Origin of the sequence: Pseudomonas sp. fls2-241-R2A-110, assembly GCF_030209165.1 — a bacterium.
Taxonomy (GTDB): domain Bacteria; phylum Pseudomonadota; class Gammaproteobacteria; order Pseudomonadales; family Pseudomonadaceae; genus Aquipseudomonas.
On record NZ_JARVSN010000048.1, the window covers coordinates 1 to 16,514 of the forward strand.

The window sequence follows — 16,514 nt, forward strand, 5'->3', positions numbered from 1 at the left end:
CGCTTGGTTACTTGGCGCTTCTCCAAGTGACCCGCCGTCAGGGCGGAACCAATAGTCGCCATTACCGCAGAAACGGATATGTACCCAACCTCAACCTCAACCTCAACCCTAACTCCAACTCCAAAGCGTTCTTAACTGAACAGCTGTGTCTGGCGAATGAGTTTTCTGGACCGTGTAACCCGTCACACCGGTTGACGTTTCTGCAGCCAACTCAGAAATCCACCTTTCTTGATCGGCGCCGGTTTGGCCAGCAACGCCAACCGACTGTTTTGCGTACGCACCGCTTGCAACTTGTTCAGCGCCCGACCCACTTCAACCCGTTGCTCCATGCACTGGCGAGTCAGGGACTTGTCGATCCGGTAAATGATGCACGACGTCAATGTAGTAAAGGTCGCCTGGGACGGCGTGTCGGTGAGGATGCTTTGTTCGCCCATCACTTCGCTGGGGCCCATGCGTCCGGCTTCGGTTTGCCCGGTGCCATCGGGCACGGTGGCGCTGACCACACCCGTGGCGATCACCATCAGGCTGTCCGGTACGTCGCCCAATGCCAATACCACCTGGCCTGCGGCGTACTGCTGCGGGACCATAGACTGAGCCATCTGGTCACGCTCATCCTCGCTCAGGGAACGGAAGATTTTCACTTCATCAAGCAATGCCCGCGCGCGGGTCGTCGGCTCAATTACGCCATCGAGCTGCCGGGAAATACCCGCCGCTTCCAGGTGCCGATGGGCCAGGTCGAACAGTTGGTTGCGCACCTCGCTCTTTTTCCCAAGCTCGGCGATAAAGCCGCTGGCCACGTATACGGACATGGTTTCGCCGGCCTCTTTGAGCACCGCTTTGGGGGCCGGATTGAGCAGCAAGCTGCTGCTGCCCTGCAGTGTGCGCTCCAGTGCATCCAGCACCCGACGCGGGCGAATGTGGTTGGGCACCTGAATACTGATCGACACCCCGTGCATGTTGGCGGGACGACTCAGGTTGACGATTTTCGCTTTCGCTGCGACTGAGTTCGGCACCACCGCCGTGCTGCCGGCACTGGTCAGCAGGTGAGTCGCGCGCCAGTCGATGTCGAGCACTTTGCCTTCGACGCCATCGATCACGATCCAGTCATCGACCTGATACGGCTTGGTGGTGTTGAGTACGATCCCGGAAAACACGTCGCTCAAGGTGCTTTGCAGCGCCAGACCGACAACGATGGCCACCACCCCGGACGTCGCCAGTAACCCTTTGACCGGCAGTTCCAGCACATACCCAGCCGCCGCCACGATGGCCACCAGAAACACCAGCGCGCCGATGACATCTTGCAGCAATCGACCGCTGTGACCGATGCGACGCATCAGCACCAGGCCGATGACTTCGGTGAGTACCCGTGCCGCGTACAACCACCAGAGAATCCCCAGCGCCGTGGCGCCCAGTTGCACCACGCGATCTTCGGCAAACTGCGGCGCCAGCAAAGGGCTGACACCGGCGTTGATGACCAGTGCGCTGAACATCACGAACAGCGCCAGCCGCACACCGACCCGGGTAACGCGATGCTTGAACGGCGCGAGTTGCCAGAGCACCGCGTCGATCACCAGCAGCAGGGCGCTCCAGGACAGCAAATGAGCAAGGACGAAGGACATGGGGAAACTCCGTTTTCAAAAGGCAGACGGGAAAAAGCCTGCACGAGGGCAGGCTTTTTGGCAGTGCTTAGTTCAGATGAGTCTTGAGTTCCAGTGCCGCCTGACGCACCGCCGCTTTCACTTCCGGAATCTGGCTCAGCGGATTGAGCAAGCCGAAGTCGTGAATCATGCCGTTGTAGCGCACCGCCGTGACTGGCACACCGGCGGCGTCGAGGTGGCGGGCATAGGCTTCGCCTTCGTCACGCAACACGTCGAACTCGGCGGTTTGCACCAGCGCGGCGGGCAGGCCTTTGAGCTGCTCGGCGCTGGCTTGCAACGGTGAGGCATGGATCTGCGCACGCTCAGCCTGGTCGGTGGTGTAGTTGTCCCAGAACCAATTCATCATGCCTTTGGTGAGGAAGTGGCCCTCGGCAAATTGCTGGTACGAGCCGCTGTCGAACTGCGCGTTGGTCACTGGCCACATCAACAGCTGGAAGCGCAGCGCCGGGGTTTTCTGTTCCTTGGCCATCAAGGCCACGACTGCCGCCATGTTGCCGCCGACGCTGTTGCCGGCCACGGCCAGGCGCTTGCCATCGACGCCGATGTCTTTGCCGTGTTCAGCCACCCAACGGGTCGCGGCGTAGGCCTGGTTGATTGCGGTCGGGTAGTGCGCTTCCGGCGACGGGGTGTAATCGACATACACCGCGACCGCGCCGGAGCCGACCACCAGGTCGTGGATCAGGCGCTGGTGAGTCGGGTAATCGCCCAACACCCAACCGCCACCGTGGAAGAACATGAACACCGGCAATTCGCCTTTGACCTTGGCCGGCCGCACGATTTTCAGGTTGATGGTTTGTCCATCGACCTTGATGGCGCGGTCGCTGACGTCCACACCCGACAGATCAACCTTCACCGAGTTTTGCGCACCGGTCAGAACCGCACGGGCATCGACAGGGCTCAGCTGTTCAAGCGGCTTGCCACCACCCGCCGCCAGGGCTTCGAGGAAAGCTTGGGTCGTGTGTTCGACACCCGGGCTGCCAGCGGCAAAAGCGTTGCCGATGGAGAGGGCGAGGAGGGAGGCAGTCAGGGTTTTTTTGACGATGTTCATGGGTTAAATCCTTTTTAAGTTTTTCGACGTTGAGTACCTAAGGGTCAGGTTGCTGCCGGCTCTGTCGTTCAGGCCTCAGCAACACCGTGGACACAGATTAATGGGGTGCCGAAAACGGAAAAAGCGGCTATAAAGTGTTTGACTGTCAACCAGGGCGCGACAATGAACCCGTTCGAAGATATGCGTATTTTTTGCCAGGTCATGGACTCCGGCAGTTTCACCTCGGCAGCGGATCAATTGGGGCTGTCCAAGCAGTTCGTCAGCCGACGCTTGATGCAGCTTGAAGAGCGGTTGGGCGTGCGCTTGCTCAATCGTTCCACACGACGGCTGGACGTCACGCCACTGGGGCAGAGTTATTACGAGTCGGCTCTGCGCCTGCTTGGCGAAGTCGAGCAAGTGGAGCAGGGCATCGCCGGTCAGACCACCGAGCCACGCGGGACCATTCGCGTGAGCGCACCGTTGTCGTTTGCGCTGGCGCATCTGGGGTGTTTGTTGCCGGTGTTTTTGCAGCGCTATCGCGACGTCACCGTGGAGGTGGATTTGAGCGACCGCCCGGTGGATTTGCTCGGCGAGGGTTACGACCTGGCGCTGCGCATCGGCACCCTGGAAGACTCAACGCTGATTGCACGCCGCATCGCCGCGATCCAGCGCGTGTATTGCGCCAGCCCGGCTTACCTGACCGAGCGCGGCACGCCGCTCAAACCGGAAGACTTGCACAGCCATGATTGCCTGCCCTACGGCCACGGTCGTCAGGTGCAATGGCGTTTCGAAGGGCAGGGCAAGCCGCTGACAGTCAACGTGACCGGCAGGATGCGCGTCAACAACGGTGAACTGCTCAGGGATGCGGCGGTGGCCGGGATGGGGATCACGTACTTGCCGACGTTCATTGTTGGCGCGGCGCTGAAGGATGGCCGGCTGGTGTCGGTGCTGGACGAGTTTCGTCCGCCGCCACTGACGTTATCGGCGGTGTACCCGCAGCATCGCCAGAGTTCGCGCCCGGTGCAGGCGCTGATCGAGTTTTTGCGCGAGCGGCTGGATCAGGCTGAAGTTGGGTTGTAGAGCCGAACACAATTCCACTGTGGGAGCGACGGTGCGACGATTCGACTTGCTCGCGATAGCGATCTGTCATTGAGCAATGATGTCGACTGATCCACCGCTATCGCGAGCAAGCTCGCTCCCACAGGGTTTTGTAGTGATCTTTCGATCAGTGGATATCAGGTCCTTTTGTCATCACCTGGTTCACCACCGACATGAACACCATGGTCATCGCCGATTTCACCGGCACGATGAACACCGTGGTCATCGCCGATTTCACCGGCACGATGAACACCGTGGTCATCGCCGATTTCACCGGCACGATGGACGCCGTGGTCATCGCCGATTTCACCGGCACGATGGACACCGTGGTCATCACCCATTTCCCCTGCGCGATGAACGCCGTGATCATCGCCCGCTTCGGAGTGAGTGCCGCTGCGCCCCGATGAAGCCGAGTCGCCGGAGTGTCCCGGGCCATGATCGCTGCCGCTGTGACTGCTGCCGCTATTGCCGCCGCCGCTGCCACTGTTGCCGCCGCTGCCGCTTCCACCGTGACTGCCGCCATTGCCGCCGCCACCGCTTCCACCACTGCCGCCGCCACCGCCATTACCACCACCACCTCCACCGGATCCGCCGCCACCACCGCCAGAGCCGCCACCGCCGCCACCAGAGCCGCCCCCACCACCGCCAGAGCCACCGCCGCCTCCGCCGCCACTACCACCTTCCTTGGCCTGAACACTCGACACACCGGACAGGCTGTCCGGTATCAATACCGTAGACGCCGACAGAACTGCGCCAATAGCTACTGCAAGTAAAAGCTTGTTGATGTGCATGTCGTTCTCCGTCTTTTTATTCAGGTTGGAACGTTGATGAACAATGCAACGTGCTGCTCGATTCATAGGGTGAACACCACAGCGCGCCGATTAATTCAGTTGCACCTTGGATGAGCGATGAACGGTACAACTCAACCCCGTTCCAGAGGGTCAGTGAATACTTGAGGCCAGCTCGAAAATCGGGATGTACATCAGGATCACGATGACCCCGATCAGCAGGCCGATGAAGGTCATGAGCAAGGGTTCGAACAGGCGCACGAACCATTCGATCCAGCGGCTGATTTCCTCGTCGTAGAAGTCGGCGCTGCGCTCCATCATCTGGCCAAGGTTGCCGGACTGTTCGCCCGCACGCAGCAGGCGCAGGGACACCGGAGTCACCAAGTGGTTGAGTTCCAGCGCGGTGGACAGCGATTGCCCCTCGCGTACCCGTTCGCAGGCCTGGTCCAGGCGTGCGCGGGAGGCGACGGTGAGCAGGCCGCGGACCATGCCCATGGCGGTGACGAGGGGGATTCCGCCTTGTAGCAGGATTCCCAGCGAGCGATAGAAGCGCGCCAGTTCGTACATGAAGATGCGCTGATGGACCGCCGGGAGTTTTTCGATCACCCGGTCCACGCCCCGACGAAACGCCGGTTGGCGTTGCAGAAAGACGAGGGCGACGATGATTGCCAGCAAGGCGCCGAAGAATTCCCCCTGGTGCGCGTGCAGGAACATCCCGCTGCTCATCAGCACTTGCGACAGCCACGGCAGGTTCGACCCCAGGCCTTCGAACACCAGACTGAAGCGCGGCACCACGTAGCCCATCAAAAACAGCACCACGCCACCGCCCACCACCAGCAACAGCAGCGGATAGATCGACGCGCTGACGATTTTTTGCCGAACTTCGTCCATGCGCTGGCGATAGCTGACATAGCGGCCCAGGGCATCGCCCACGGCACCGGTCTTCTCGCTGGACTGCACCAGCGCCACATACAACGGAGGGAACACCGCCGACAACTGCGCCAAGGCCTGGGAGAACGATTTGCCTTCATAAAGCAGGCGCACCAGTTCGCTCAAGGTTTTGCGGGCCTGTGGCGCGGTTTCTTTCTCCGCCAGGCTTTCCAGCGCATCGATCAGCGGCAGGCCTGCGTTGAGCAGCGTGGTCAACTCCTGGCTGAACAACACCAGGTTGAAGGTCTCGCGCTTTTGCAGCCGCAACGCGCGCCAGTGTCGCTCGGCGTGCAGGCTGACCACCCGCAAGCCCTGGTCCTCGACGATGTGCCGGGCTTCACTGTGGCCGGGTGCCTCGACGGTCATCGAGACCACACCGGCCTTGCCCACGGCCTTGAGATGAAAGCGCATGGTCGCTTCTCCCGTCACTGCCAGCTGGTGATTTCGGCGTTTTCGCCTTCGCCGCCGGGTTGGCCGTCCTTGCCCATGGACAGCAAGTCGTACTCGCCGTTTTCACCGGGGCAGCGGTAGGTGTAGCTACGGCCCCACGGATCCAGCGGCAATTTTTTCTGCAAGTAAGGCCCGGTCCAGTGGGTTTCATCGCTGGGCGCGGTGATCAGCGCCTGCAAACCCTGTTCGGTCGACGGGTAATGGCCAACCTCAAGGCGGTAAAGATCCAGGGCTTTGCCCAGGCCTTCGATTTGCGCCTTGGCCACCTTCACTTCGGAGCGGCCCAGCTGGGCGAAATACTTCGGCGCGACGATGCCGGCCAACAGCCCCAGTACCACCAGCACCACCAACAGTTCGAGCAGGGTGAACCCGCTTTGAGTACGCGGGGCGGAACGCAAACGCTGATTCATGATGACCTCACACAGTCGGCAGAAGGGTCGCCATGAAGGCCTATGCAATTGCCATGCTCACCCCCACCCATCCTTGTTCAAGCCCCGTATTACGGGGCTTTGCGCTTTCGGCACAGTGCTTGCGTATGGCTGGTTCACTACCGGCCATTGGGGCATTACCCCCATTTTTCGGGGCCGGGCAGGGGAGGAAAAATAATGAAAACACTCACCGCAGGACTGCTCGGCTGTTTGCTGCTGACCAGCGTCGCCCAGGCTGATGTGTTCGTTTCCGTGGATGCCAAGGGCAGCTACGTGCTGTCCAATGTTCACCGTCCCGGCCGTAAGTACGAGCGGGTTATTCATGAGCCGGAAAAAGCGCTGGTCAGCCTTGATCAACAGCCCCAGATGATTGCTCGGCAGCCCTATGCCGAACTGGTTTCGGCGGCCGCCACGGCCAATGAGTTGCCGGCGGCGTTGCTGCATGCAGTGATCCGCGAGGAGTCGCGCTACAACTCGGATGCGACATCGCCCAAAGGCGCCGGCGGGCTGATGCAGTTGATGCCTGAGACCGCCCGGGAGATGGGGGTCAAGAATGTCTACGACCCGAAAGCCAACATCCAGGGCGGCGCCAAATACCTCAAGCACCTGATGACACTTTTCGACAATGACATTGCCCTCGCCGTGGCGGCCTACAACGCCGGGCCGCAAGCGGTGCTCAGCCGTGGCGGGGTGATCCCGCCGTTCGCCGAAACCCAGCGTTACGTGCCCAGCGTCCTGCGCCAATACCGCCGCTTGCAAGGCCTGGCGGTGGACGCGCCGTTGTGATCGGCAGGCTTGGGGACGTTCCCCCAATGTTGGGGTAACAGGGACCGGGCCGAAAAGTGGGGAATAAATGGGGAATATCCCCCGAGTTATCAAGTCGTTGCGCTAACTAACTGAAATATAACTAAATTATTTATGGCATGCGGTTTGCTCAAGGGGATTTGTCGAGATTTTCCCTGTGAGCACCCACAGCGAGGCCCGTGATCATGACCGGCATACCCCACGCTCATCACCTGCTTAACCTGCTGCTGTTTCTAGCGCCAATGTTTGGCATCGAGATGGCAGAAGCCGCCGCACGCTGCGAGCGTAATCTGGTGGCCAACATCGTGGCGCTCGACCAGCCTTTGATGTTCAACCGCCTCGGTGCGCAGAACGCCAATGGCATGATGTTCGCCCTGCGGCGTGACGTGGTCGACGACCGCAATATGTCCCTGGCCCAGGGCGGCGCGGCAGTGCCGGGCAAAGTCTCGCTGCGGCCCGACAAGCGTCCGCGTCCTTTGGTATTAAGGGTGGCCGCCGGTGACTGCCTGACCATCAACCTGCAAAACCTGCTGGCTTACCAGGCCAACCCCGGCGGCCACGAAAACGCCGATGGCGGGGTCGAGGGCGAAATCGAAGTAGGCAACGTCGACCACTTCAAAGTCGATGAGCAAGTCACCGACCGGCATGTCGGCTTCCAGGTCAACGGCATGCAAGCGGTCAACAGCATCGATGACATTGCCTCGTACACCGGGCGCAATGCCAATGCATTGATCGCTCCCGGCGGCACCCGTTCCTACACCTTGTACGCCGAGCGCGAAGGCGCGTTCGCGGCCAGCAGCCGTGGCGCGACCTTCGGTGGTGAAGGCGATGCGGGCAACGTGGCCAACGGCCTGTTCGGCCAGGTGGTGGTGGTGCCGAAGGGCGGGCGCACCTACCGCAACACCGTTACCGAAGAAGAGATGCGCCTGGCCAGTGTCGGGCGCACGCCGGCCGGTCAGCCGATCGTCGATTACCAGGCACGCTACCCTCAGCGCGAACCGTGGATCCGTGAAGGCAAGGCCGGCACGCCGATCATCAGCATGGTCGACGGCAATGAAATCATCTCCAGCGAGAGCGACGCGATTGTGATGGGCAGCAATGCCGACGGCAGCTTCCCGCCATCGACCTATCCGCTGGAAGCCATTGGCAAACGCAACCCGGCGATCCCCAACCGCCTGGAGCCATTCCGAGATTTCGCTTCACAGTTCCAGGATGAAACCGCTGCCACCCAGGCATTCCCCGCTTACTGGGCGGACCCGGTTATGGCTCACGTGCTGGAGCCGACCCGCGATTCGTTCATGATCAACTACGGTTCCGGCGGCATGGGCGCCGAGGTCGTCGCCAACCGCTTGGGCGTGGGGCCAATGCACGATTGCCTGTCCTGCGCCTATGAAGAGTTCTTCCTCAGCTCGCACACCGTGGGCGACGTCGCGATGCTTGTGGACGTGCCGGCCAACGCCGGTCTGGAAGGCATTCGCCCCGGTGAAACACCGCGCGCCGATCAGGTCGGGGTCAAGGCGACCATGGCGCTGTATCCGTCCGAACCGTCCAACGTCAACCACAGCTACATCGGCGACTTCGTCAAATTCCGCAACACCCACAACGGTCACGAGCAGCACATTTTCCATCTGCACGGCCATCAATGGCTGTTCAACCCCAACGACGACAATTCCGACTATGTCGACGCCCAAGGCATCGGCCCGGGTGCCGGCTACACCTATGAAATCGCCAACGGCGGTTCAGGCAACCGCAACCGCGTTGCCGGCGATGCGATCTACCACTGCCACTTCTATCCGCATTTTGCGCAAGGCATGTGGAGCATGTGGCGGGTCCATGATGTCTTCGAGGAAGGCACCAAACTCGAAGTCTCGCAACAGAGCGTCGACGGTTTTCACAGCGAACCTTATGCCCTGCGCAGCGGGAAACCGGCCGCCGGTGCCCGGGCCTTGCCCGATGGCGAAATCGTTGCCGGTACGCCGATTCCTGCGGTCGTGCCGTTGCCAGGCAAGGCGATGGCGCCGATGCCAGGCAAAGTCGCGGTGGTGCCGAAAATCGGCGAAACCCTGGTCGCCGGTGGCGATGACGATGAAGCGGGTGACGACGGCGAACACCACGGTGGCAGCGGCGGCGCTCAGGCCATAGGTTCCCTGGCACTGGTGGATCGCAGTGAAGCCAACCGCAATGCCGACGGCAGCCTGAAAAACCCGGGCTATCCGTTCTGGATCGGCGGCATGGAAACGTCGGTTGGCCAACGCCCGCCAACCCCACCGCTGGACATGCTCGACTCTGCCAAGGCGCAAGCCCTGAAAAGCAGCGGCAATGCCTTGTGGGCCAACCTCGATCCGGCGCAGTCCGGTGGTTGGGACGGCGGCCTGGGACGTCATTCGCTGGGCGGATTTTCCTCCGGTGGCCAGGCGCACACCGTGACCACGTCCCTGGATTTCTCCAAGGAAGTGACCCGCGCCAAGCCGCTTTACGTGCCTGAAGAAGGCACCGAAGTTGAACAGGCGGCCATGGCGTTCCACGCCAAAAAGGAACACCCAAGCTTCGCCGTGCTGCCGGGCAACCAAGTGGTGGCGCGCAACTTCCGCACCAACGGTGCGTTGCCGATGGCCGGCGCGCCGTACTACGAACCGTGCATGGACGATCGGCAAAAGCGCCTGACCAGCAGTGCCGGCATCGGCGAGTTCAATAGTGGCGAGCGAGTCGATGGCATGTCCTATAGCGGTTCCTCGACGTTCACCGCCGACCGGCCGCGCATCTACAAAGCCGCGAACATCCAGTTCGATGCGGTCTACAACAAGGTCGGTTACCACTTCCCGCAAGCGCGCATTCTGGCGCTGTGGGAGGACGCCTGGCCGGTAATCACCAAGCAGCGTCCGCCGGAGCCGCTGGTGATGCGCATGAACACCTTCGACTGCGTGCAGTACCAGCAAACCAACCTGGTGCCGGCCGTCTATGAAATGGACGACTATCAAGTGCGCACACCGACCGACGTGATCGGTCAGCACATCCACCTGCCGAAATGGGACCTGACGGCCGCCGACGGTTCGGCCAACGGCTGGAACTACGAAGACGGCGTGCTTTCCCCAGGTGCCGTGCAAGAACGCATCCACGCCATTCGCGAGTTCAACCAGTGCCAGGGCACCGATCCCCGTGACGGCACCCCGGCCTGCCCGAACGCCAAGAGCCACCCGTACTTCGGCCAGTTTGGCCGCGCCGATTGGCTCGGCGCGCGCACCGCGATGCAACGCTGGTTTGTCGATCCGGTGGTGAACAGCAAAGGCGTCGACCGGGGCCTTGGGACCATTTTCACCCACGACCACCTCGGCCCATCGACTCACCAACAGATTGGCCTGTACGCCACCGTGCTGGCTGAACCGGCCGGTTCGACCTGGTTCCACGCCGAAACCGGCGAGCCGTTGTACAGCGGCGCACGGCAGGACGGCGGGCCGACGTCGTGGCAGGCGGTGGTGTCCACCGGGGACCTGGACGGTGACGGCAAGAACGACAGCTTCCGTGAGTTCTTCCTCGAATACAGCGACTTCCAGCACGCCTATGAAGCCGGTGTGTATGTTGGCGCCGGCCCTAACGGCGTGCCCAATGCACAAGCCTTCCCGGCCACCGCGGACAGCTTCCGCTACGCGATCAACCCGCCGGTGCGCAAAGAAGCCGAGACCTTGCTGGAACAAGTGATCGAGGCGCGCGGTGGACTGACGCCCGGTTGCCCAAGCCGGCCTTGCCCACAAGCCATCTCGGTCGATGACCCCGGCATGTTCGTGGTCAATTACCGCAACGAACCGCTGGCCCTGCGGGTGTACGACCCGAACAAGGTCGGCCCGGACGGCAAGCGTGGCATGCAGGCCGACGGCCTGGGCGGTGACCTGGCGTACGCCATGCAAAGCCGCACCGACCGCGCGATCCCGGCGATGAACCTGGCGCCGAACCTGATTACCGCCGCCACCGGCCCAACCGGCGGCACCACGCTGTTCCCGCCGCACATCAACCGTGGCGGCGCGGAACCGGGTGACCCGTTCACCCCTATGCTGCGCACCTACACCGGTGACAACGTGCGGCTGCGGGTGCATGCCGGCGGTCACGAAGAAGAGCACAACGTGACCCTGCATGGCGTGAAGTGGCTGCAAAGCGGTTCCGGTTACGGCAACAGCTCCAACTCCGGCTGGCGCTCTTCGCAAATGATCGGGATTTCCGAGCAGATGGGCTTCATTGCGCCGGTCTCGATGATGTCCAGTGCTGCGGCGACCACGGGCGATTACCTGTACTCGATGGACGCTTCTCTGGAAGGCTACTGGAGCGGGATCTGGGGCGTGATGCGCAACTACACCGCGCAACGCAGCGACCTGTTCGCGCTGCCGAACAACCCGAAACCGGCCGGTGTGCGCAACACCGTGGCGTTTGACGGCGTCTGCCCACGGATCAGCGCCAACCCGAACGGCATCGGCACGCGGCCGACGGTGCAACGCAACTATGAAGTGGTTGCCGCGCTGGCCAATGACATCCTCGGCAATCCGTTGAACCTGTCCATGGGCGATCCGGCCGGCATCGGCCAACACGTCGGCGGGCCGTTGAATGCAGCAGGTGGGACCCTGGTGTACAACTCGCGAGCCGTGAACATTCCTCAGGTCACGGTCAGTGATCCTCAGGAGGGGACGACGTTTACCATCGGCGGGCAAAGCGGGCCGCTGCATGACCCGACCGCGATCCTGTATGTGCGCAAATCAGACCTCGATCCGGTCACCGGCAAGCTCAAACCCGGTGTGCCTGTCGAACCGCTGGTGCTGCGCGCGACGGCGGGTGACTGCATCAACATCACCCTGGAAAACCGCCTGCCCAGCGTGATGCCGGACTTGACCCAGACCGCGACAGTGATGGGCATGGTCAAGCGCGATCGCAACAATGGCGAGGGTTCGACGACCTTCAGCAATAACCTGATGCGGCCCTCCAGTACCGTGGGCCTGCATGCACAATTGCTGGCGTACGACATCACCAAATCCGACGGCACCAACGTCGGCACCAACCCGATCCAGACCGTGCCGCCACGGGTAGGCAACACCGGGGCGTACCCGACCCGTACCTATCAGTACTACGCCGGGCACCTGGAGCGCGAAGGCAAACCGATCTCGCAACTGGGCCGCAACGTCGACAACATCAACGCCACGGCCGTGGAGTTCGGCGGGTTGAATTTCACCCCGGCGGACGTGATCAAGCAGCCGCAAAAAGGCCTTGGGGGTGCGATGAGCATCCTGCCGATCGGCGCCACCTGGGTCGATGATGCGCGCAAAGTCTCGGCGACTGTCACCGCGCCCGGGCAAACCACCTACCGCGATTTTGCGATGGTCTGGCAGAAGGCCTTGAACATGCGCTGGGCCAACGGTCGTCCGGTGGAAGGCATTGCCTCGGAGGCCGGTGTGCCGACGGATCCGCAGGACAACTCGAGCATGGCCATCAACTACAAGACCGAGCCGATGTGGTTCCGCTTCGGCCTGCCACCGGACGCGCCGTTCGGCCACGCCGACGGCCATGGTTACGGTGACGTTCCCAACGCGCACATGGCCTTCAGCAACGCGCTGGTGGGAGGCGATCCGCAAACGCCGGTGCTGTATGTGAAACCGGGGCAACCGTTCCGTACCCACATCCTGATGCCGACCGGTGGCAGCCGTGGTTCGACCTTCCAGCTCGATGGTCACGTCTGGTCGGTGAACCCGTTCCAGTCGGAGAAGAGCGACACCGGTGGTTATCCGATGGCCACCCCGGGCGTGGGGTCCGTGCGCTTCGGTTTCAACCCGATGTCGATGTACGTCGGCGCCCACGAAAGCATCCTGCCGGCGGCGCACTTCAGCTTCATGCACCCCAGCGCCGGTGGCAGCAACGCGATCCCGGGCGACTACCTGTTCCGCGACTACGGCGCGTACGGCAACACCGCAGGGCTGTGGGGATTGTTGCGGGTGACCAACGAGCCTGAACCAGCGCCGGCACCGTAAGACGAGTGAGCGACACGGTTTTTGTGGGAGCGAGCAGGCTCGCTCCTACAAGGGATGAGGCAGACACAGATCTGTGAGGGGAGCGTTGTATGAACAGGACTATCAGAATCACCGTTGGCGTACTGGTCGTTGCGGTGGCGCTCATCAGCTTGGGCGTATGGCGCACCGCGCCGCCGAGCATGCTGAGCGAGGTTGCCCTGCCGGACACCTGGAGCGCTCAGAACCTCTCCCGTGACGGTGTGTCGGTGGCGCTGGAGGTCAAGCCATTGGCCAAAGACGGCGTGTTGCGTGAAGGCGAGTTTGCCGACGTGCAGTTCCGGGTCACCGACAGTGCTTCGGGCCAACCGTTATCGGGGGTGAACCCCGGCGCCTGGCTCGATCCGGAAACCGTCGCCGCCGACCAGGCCCAGGGCCGTGAACAAAGCTGCAAGGCACGGGTTGGGGTGTTCCTCAAATCAAGCATCGGTGCACGGCCGATGCTCGACCTCAACAGCTACTTCCTGTTGGTGATGAACCGCGACGCCAGCGTTTCGGTGGTCGACCCCTCGGTCTCGGTGGGCGGCATCACCAGCACCCTGGCACGTATCGACATCAAGCAGCCACCGATGGATTGGGTCACCCCCAAGGACAACAAGTGGGTGTTCGTTTCCATGCCGACCGCCAACGAAGTTGCCGTGATCGACAGCGCGCAATTCAAGTTGCTCGACTCGGTCGCCGCCGGCAGCAACCCGGTGCGCGTGGCCTTGCAACCGGACGAGCGCCTGCTGTGGGTGGGCAACAATGCCAAAACTGTCGAGGAATCCGGCGTCACGGTGATCGACGCCCGCAGCCTCAAGCCGCTCAAACACCTGGCCACCGGGGCCGGGCACCATGAAATCGCCTTCAGCAAAGACAGCCGTTACGCCTTCGTCAGTAACCGCGACGACGGCACCCTGAGCATTATCGAGATTGCCAGCCTGACCCTGAGCAAGCAGCTCAAGACCGGTTCGCACCCGTTGTCGGTGGCGTACTCGCCGCTGTCCCAGGCGATTTATGTCGCCGATGGCAAGGACGGCACCGTCACCGTGGTCGACACCAGCAGCCTGGCCGTACGCCGGGTGATCAAGATGAAGCAGGGCCTGGGCCCGATGGGTTTCAGCGCCGACGGGCGTTTCGGCATCGTCCTTAACACCCTGGAAAACCAGGTGGCGGTGATCGATGCAGCCACCGATTCGCTGATCCATGAACTGGACGTGTCCGCCGAACCCTATCAAGTGGTGTTCACCAAGGCCTATGCCTATGTGCGCGGCCTGGCCTCGGCCAAAGTCACGATGATCAACCTGTCGTCACTCGGGGCCGGTCGCACGCCGATCAGCCAGGGTTTCGAAGCCGGGCCTCAGGCGCCACGGCTGGCCGGTGATTTGCCACTGGCTTCGAGCCTGGCGGTGTCACGCGATGACAACGCGGTGTTCGTGGTCAACCCGGTGGACAACACCACCTATTTCTACGCCGAAGGCATGAACGCGCCGATGTCCGGTTACCCCAATCGCGGGCAAGTGGCGCGCGCGGCGATGGTCATCGACCGCAGCCTGCGCGAGGTCGAGCCGGGGCTGTACAGCGCGCGAATCAAACTGCCGGCAGCGGGGCGCTTTGACGTGGCGTTCCTGCTCAACCAGCCGAACATCATCCATTGCTTCACGGCACTGGTGGAGCCGGACAAGAACCTTCAACAGCACGCAGGCGTGCCGAAAGTGGAGTTCATGCTCGACAAATCCACCGCCGCCCTCGGCAGTCCCTATGTCGTGCGCTTTCGCATCGTCGAAGGCAAACAGAAGGCCCAGCGCAGCGGGGTCAAGGACGTTCAGGTGCGCTATTTCCGCGCCCCGACGTCGCGGGCCCAGCAGGTCGCCGCGCTGGAAGTGGGCAACGGCATTTATGAAGCCCCGGTGAATCTCGACCAGAACGGCGCCTGGTACCTGCACGTGCGGGCGGCGTCCCTGGGCGCGAATTTCGATGACACGACCTTTGCCAGCGTTCGGGTGTTGCCCGGCGATGCTCACTGAAGAGGAAACCGACATGAAGCGATTCGCACACCGTGGACTGCTGACGTTTTGCCTGTTGGCCGCCGGTATCGGTCAAGCCCTGGCGCACTCGGCGGATGAGCATTCCGGGCATGACATGCCGGCCAAGAGCGCCACGTCGGAAAGCGCCCAGGTCAAATTCGCCGACGTCGCGCTGGTGGACCAGAACGGTAAACCGGTGCGTCTTGAAAAGGATCTGGTGACCAACAAAATCGTAGTCATGAGCTTCATCTACACCAGCTGCACCACGGTGTGCCCGGTGGTGTCCTCGATCATGGGCAAGGTGCAGAAACAGCTCGGCGCGCGGGTCGGCGGTGAAGTGCAACTGGTGTCGATCAGCATCGACCCGCAGCGCGATGACGCCAAGCGCCTGAACGACTACGCACGCAACTTCCAGAACGGACCGGGCTGGAGCTGGCTGACGGGCAGCGCGCAATCGATCAACGAAACCCTCAAGGGCCTCGGCACCTTCAGCGGCGACTTCAAAAGCCACCAGCCATTGATCCTTGTCGGCGACGGCAACAGCCGCCACTGGACCCGCTATTACGGCTTCACCGATCCGACCGTGCTGACCCGCCAAGTCGAGAAACTCAGCGGCCAGCGCAACGCCCACGCCAAACACACCGCCATAGCCATGGAGCAACTGCCATGAAAGCGCTCGCGTTGATCTTCCTTACCATGTGTTTTTGCGTGATCAGCTTCCTGGCGTTTTCCCATGAAGAACACGCAGAACCCGCGCCTGCTGTCGCCGCTGCGCAACCGGCGACCGGCACCCATGATGCGAAAACCTGGTTCACCGACACCCCGTTGCAGGACCAGAACGGCAACACCCTGCGCTTCTACAGCGATGCGCTGCAAAACCGCGTGGTGCTGTTGAACGTGATTTACACCAGTTGCACCGATGCCTGCCCACTGATCACCCGCAAGCTCAAGGAAGTGCGTGAGTTGCTGGGCGACAAGGCCGATGGCATCACCTTTATTTCCCTTACCAGTGATCCGCTGCAGGACAGGCCAGCGGTGCTCAAGGCTTACACCTTGAAGCAGGGCGTCGATGGTCCTCACTGGCTTTTTCTTACCGGCGACAAGGCACAAATGGACCTTGTACTGGGGCGCATCGGCCAGATCGTGCCGACCCCCGAGCAGCATTCAACGCAGTTGGTCGTGGGTGACGTGGCCAACAAACGCTGGAGCAAGATCCGTCCCGATGCGCCGGCTGCCGCCATTGCCCAGCGCTTGCAGTTGCTGACAATGCCAGTCGCCGGTCGTTGA

11 protein-coding genes are annotated in these 16,514 nt (G+C 62.1%); 6 read left to right on the plus strand and 5 right to left on the minus strand.

What is annotated here, in order from left to right; translation table 11 throughout:
• Positions 1-182 precede the first annotated feature (182 nt).
• Both QRN31_RS30785 and QRN31_RS30790 read right to left on the minus strand, forming a co-directional pair.
• The gene (locus tag QRN31_RS30785) at positions 183-1,619 is read right to left on the minus strand and encodes a mechanosensitive ion channel family protein (RefSeq protein WP_285436640.1); all 1,437 of its coding nucleotides are present in this window, start codon (positions 1,617-1,619) and stop codon (positions 183-185) included.
• 67 nt (positions 1,620-1,686) lie between these two features.
• Positions 1,687-2,706 carry an alpha/beta hydrolase gene (locus tag QRN31_RS30790; RefSeq protein WP_285436642.1) on the minus strand — a complete coding sequence of 340 codons (1,020 nt, stop codon included), beginning with the start codon at positions 2,704-2,706 and terminating at the stop codon, positions 1,687-1,689.
• Positions 2,707-2,868: 162 nt separating this feature from the next.
• Between QRN31_RS30790 and QRN31_RS30795 the strand changes: the two genes are divergently transcribed.
• On the plus strand, positions 2,869-3,765 hold the full coding sequence (locus QRN31_RS30795) for a LysR family transcriptional regulator (RefSeq protein ID WP_285436643.1): 897 nt from the start codon (positions 2,869-2,871) through the stop codon (positions 3,763-3,765).
• A 155-nt stretch (positions 3,766-3,920) separates the two neighbouring features.
• Here the strand turns inward: QRN31_RS30795 and QRN31_RS30800 are convergent, their stop codons facing one another.
• The 3 genes from QRN31_RS30800 to gspG form a co-directional block, all read right to left on the minus strand.
• Positions 3,921-4,574: a hypothetical protein gene (locus tag QRN31_RS30800; RefSeq protein WP_285436646.1), complete on the minus strand. Its 654-nt coding sequence runs from the start codon at positions 4,572-4,574 to the stop codon at positions 3,921-3,923.
• A 150-nt stretch (positions 4,575-4,724) separates the two neighbouring features.
• On the minus strand, positions 4,725-5,912 hold the full coding sequence (locus tag QRN31_RS30805) for a type II secretion system F family protein (protein WP_285436648.1): 1,188 nt from the start codon (positions 5,910-5,912) through the stop codon (positions 4,725-4,727).
• A 14-nt stretch (positions 5,913-5,926) separates the two neighbouring features.
• Entirely contained in the window at positions 5,927-6,361 is a 435-nt protein-coding gene (gspG, locus tag QRN31_RS30810) for a type II secretion system major pseudopilin GspG (RefSeq protein ID WP_285436650.1), read from the minus strand.
• 195 nt (positions 6,362-6,556) lie between these two features.
• On the opposite strand from gspG, the gene QRN31_RS30815 reads away from it, so the two are divergent.
• The 5 genes from QRN31_RS30815 to QRN31_RS30835 all read left to right on the plus strand — a co-directional run bounded on the left by QRN31_RS30815 (position 6,557) and on the right by QRN31_RS30835 (position 16,514).
• Positions 6,557-7,165: a transglycosylase SLT domain-containing protein gene (locus QRN31_RS30815; RefSeq protein WP_285436652.1), complete on the plus strand. Its 609-nt coding sequence runs from the start codon at positions 6,557-6,559 to the stop codon at positions 7,163-7,165.
• 203 nt (positions 7,166-7,368) lie between these two features.
• Positions 7,369-13,185, plus strand: a complete 5,817-nt coding sequence (gene mnxG, locus QRN31_RS30820; protein WP_285436654.1) for a manganese-oxidizing multicopper oxidase MnxG — start codon at positions 7,369-7,371, stop codon at positions 13,183-13,185.
• 89 nt (positions 13,186-13,274) lie between these two features.
• Positions 13,275-15,227 (plus strand): cytochrome D1 domain-containing protein, encoded by a 1,953-nt coding sequence (locus QRN31_RS30825; protein ID WP_285436656.1) that lies wholly within the window; start codon positions 13,275-13,277, stop codon positions 15,225-15,227.
• 13 nt (positions 15,228-15,240) lie between these two features.
• Positions 15,241-15,897, plus strand: coding sequence for an SCO family protein (locus QRN31_RS30830; RefSeq protein ID WP_285436657.1), 657 nt, complete (start codon positions 15,241-15,243; stop codon positions 15,895-15,897).
• The gene (locus QRN31_RS30835) at positions 15,894-16,514 is read left to right on the plus strand and encodes an SCO family protein (RefSeq protein ID WP_285436659.1); all 621 of its coding nucleotides are present in this window, start codon (positions 15,894-15,896) and stop codon (positions 16,512-16,514) included. The genes QRN31_RS30830 and QRN31_RS30835 overlap by 4 nt, the downstream gene beginning before the upstream one ends.

Bases quoted from the DNA above. Each gene is read 5' to 3' on its own strand.
- QRN31_RS30835 (WP_285436659.1), top strand. From the start codon at position 15,894: ATGAAAGCGCTCGCGTTGATCTTCCTTACCATGTGTTTTTGCGTGATC.
- QRN31_RS30805 (WP_285436648.1), bottom strand. From the start codon at position 5,912: ATGCGCTTTCATCTCAAGGCCGTGGGCAAGGCCGGTGTGGTCTCGATG.
- QRN31_RS30785 (WP_285436640.1), bottom strand. From the start codon at position 1,619: ATGTCCTTCGTCCTTGCTCATTTGCTGTCCTGGAGCGCCCTGCTGCTG.
- QRN31_RS30825 (WP_285436656.1), top strand. From the start codon at position 13,275: ATGAACAGGACTATCAGAATCACCGTTGGCGTACTGGTCGTTGCGGTG.
- QRN31_RS30790 (WP_285436642.1), bottom strand. From the start codon at position 2,706: ATGAACATCGTCAAAAAAACCCTGACTGCCTCCCTCCTCGCCCTCTCC.
- QRN31_RS30800 (WP_285436646.1), bottom strand. From the start codon at position 4,574: ATGCACATCAACAAGCTTTTACTTGCAGTAGCTATTGGCGCAGTTCTG.
- QRN31_RS30830 (WP_285436657.1), top strand. From the start codon at position 15,241: ATGAAGCGATTCGCACACCGTGGACTGCTGACGTTTTGCCTGTTGGCC.
- gspG (WP_285436650.1), bottom strand. From the start codon at position 6,361: ATGAATCAGCGTTTGCGTTCCGCCCCGCGTACTCAAAGCGGGTTCACC.
- QRN31_RS30795 (WP_285436643.1), top strand. From the start codon at position 2,869: ATGAACCCGTTCGAAGATATGCGTATTTTTTGCCAGGTCATGGACTCC.
- QRN31_RS30815 (WP_285436652.1), top strand. From the start codon at position 6,557: ATGAAAACACTCACCGCAGGACTGCTCGGCTGTTTGCTGCTGACCAGC.
- mnxG (WP_285436654.1), top strand. From the start codon at position 7,369: ATGACCGGCATACCCCACGCTCATCACCTGCTTAACCTGCTGCTGTTT.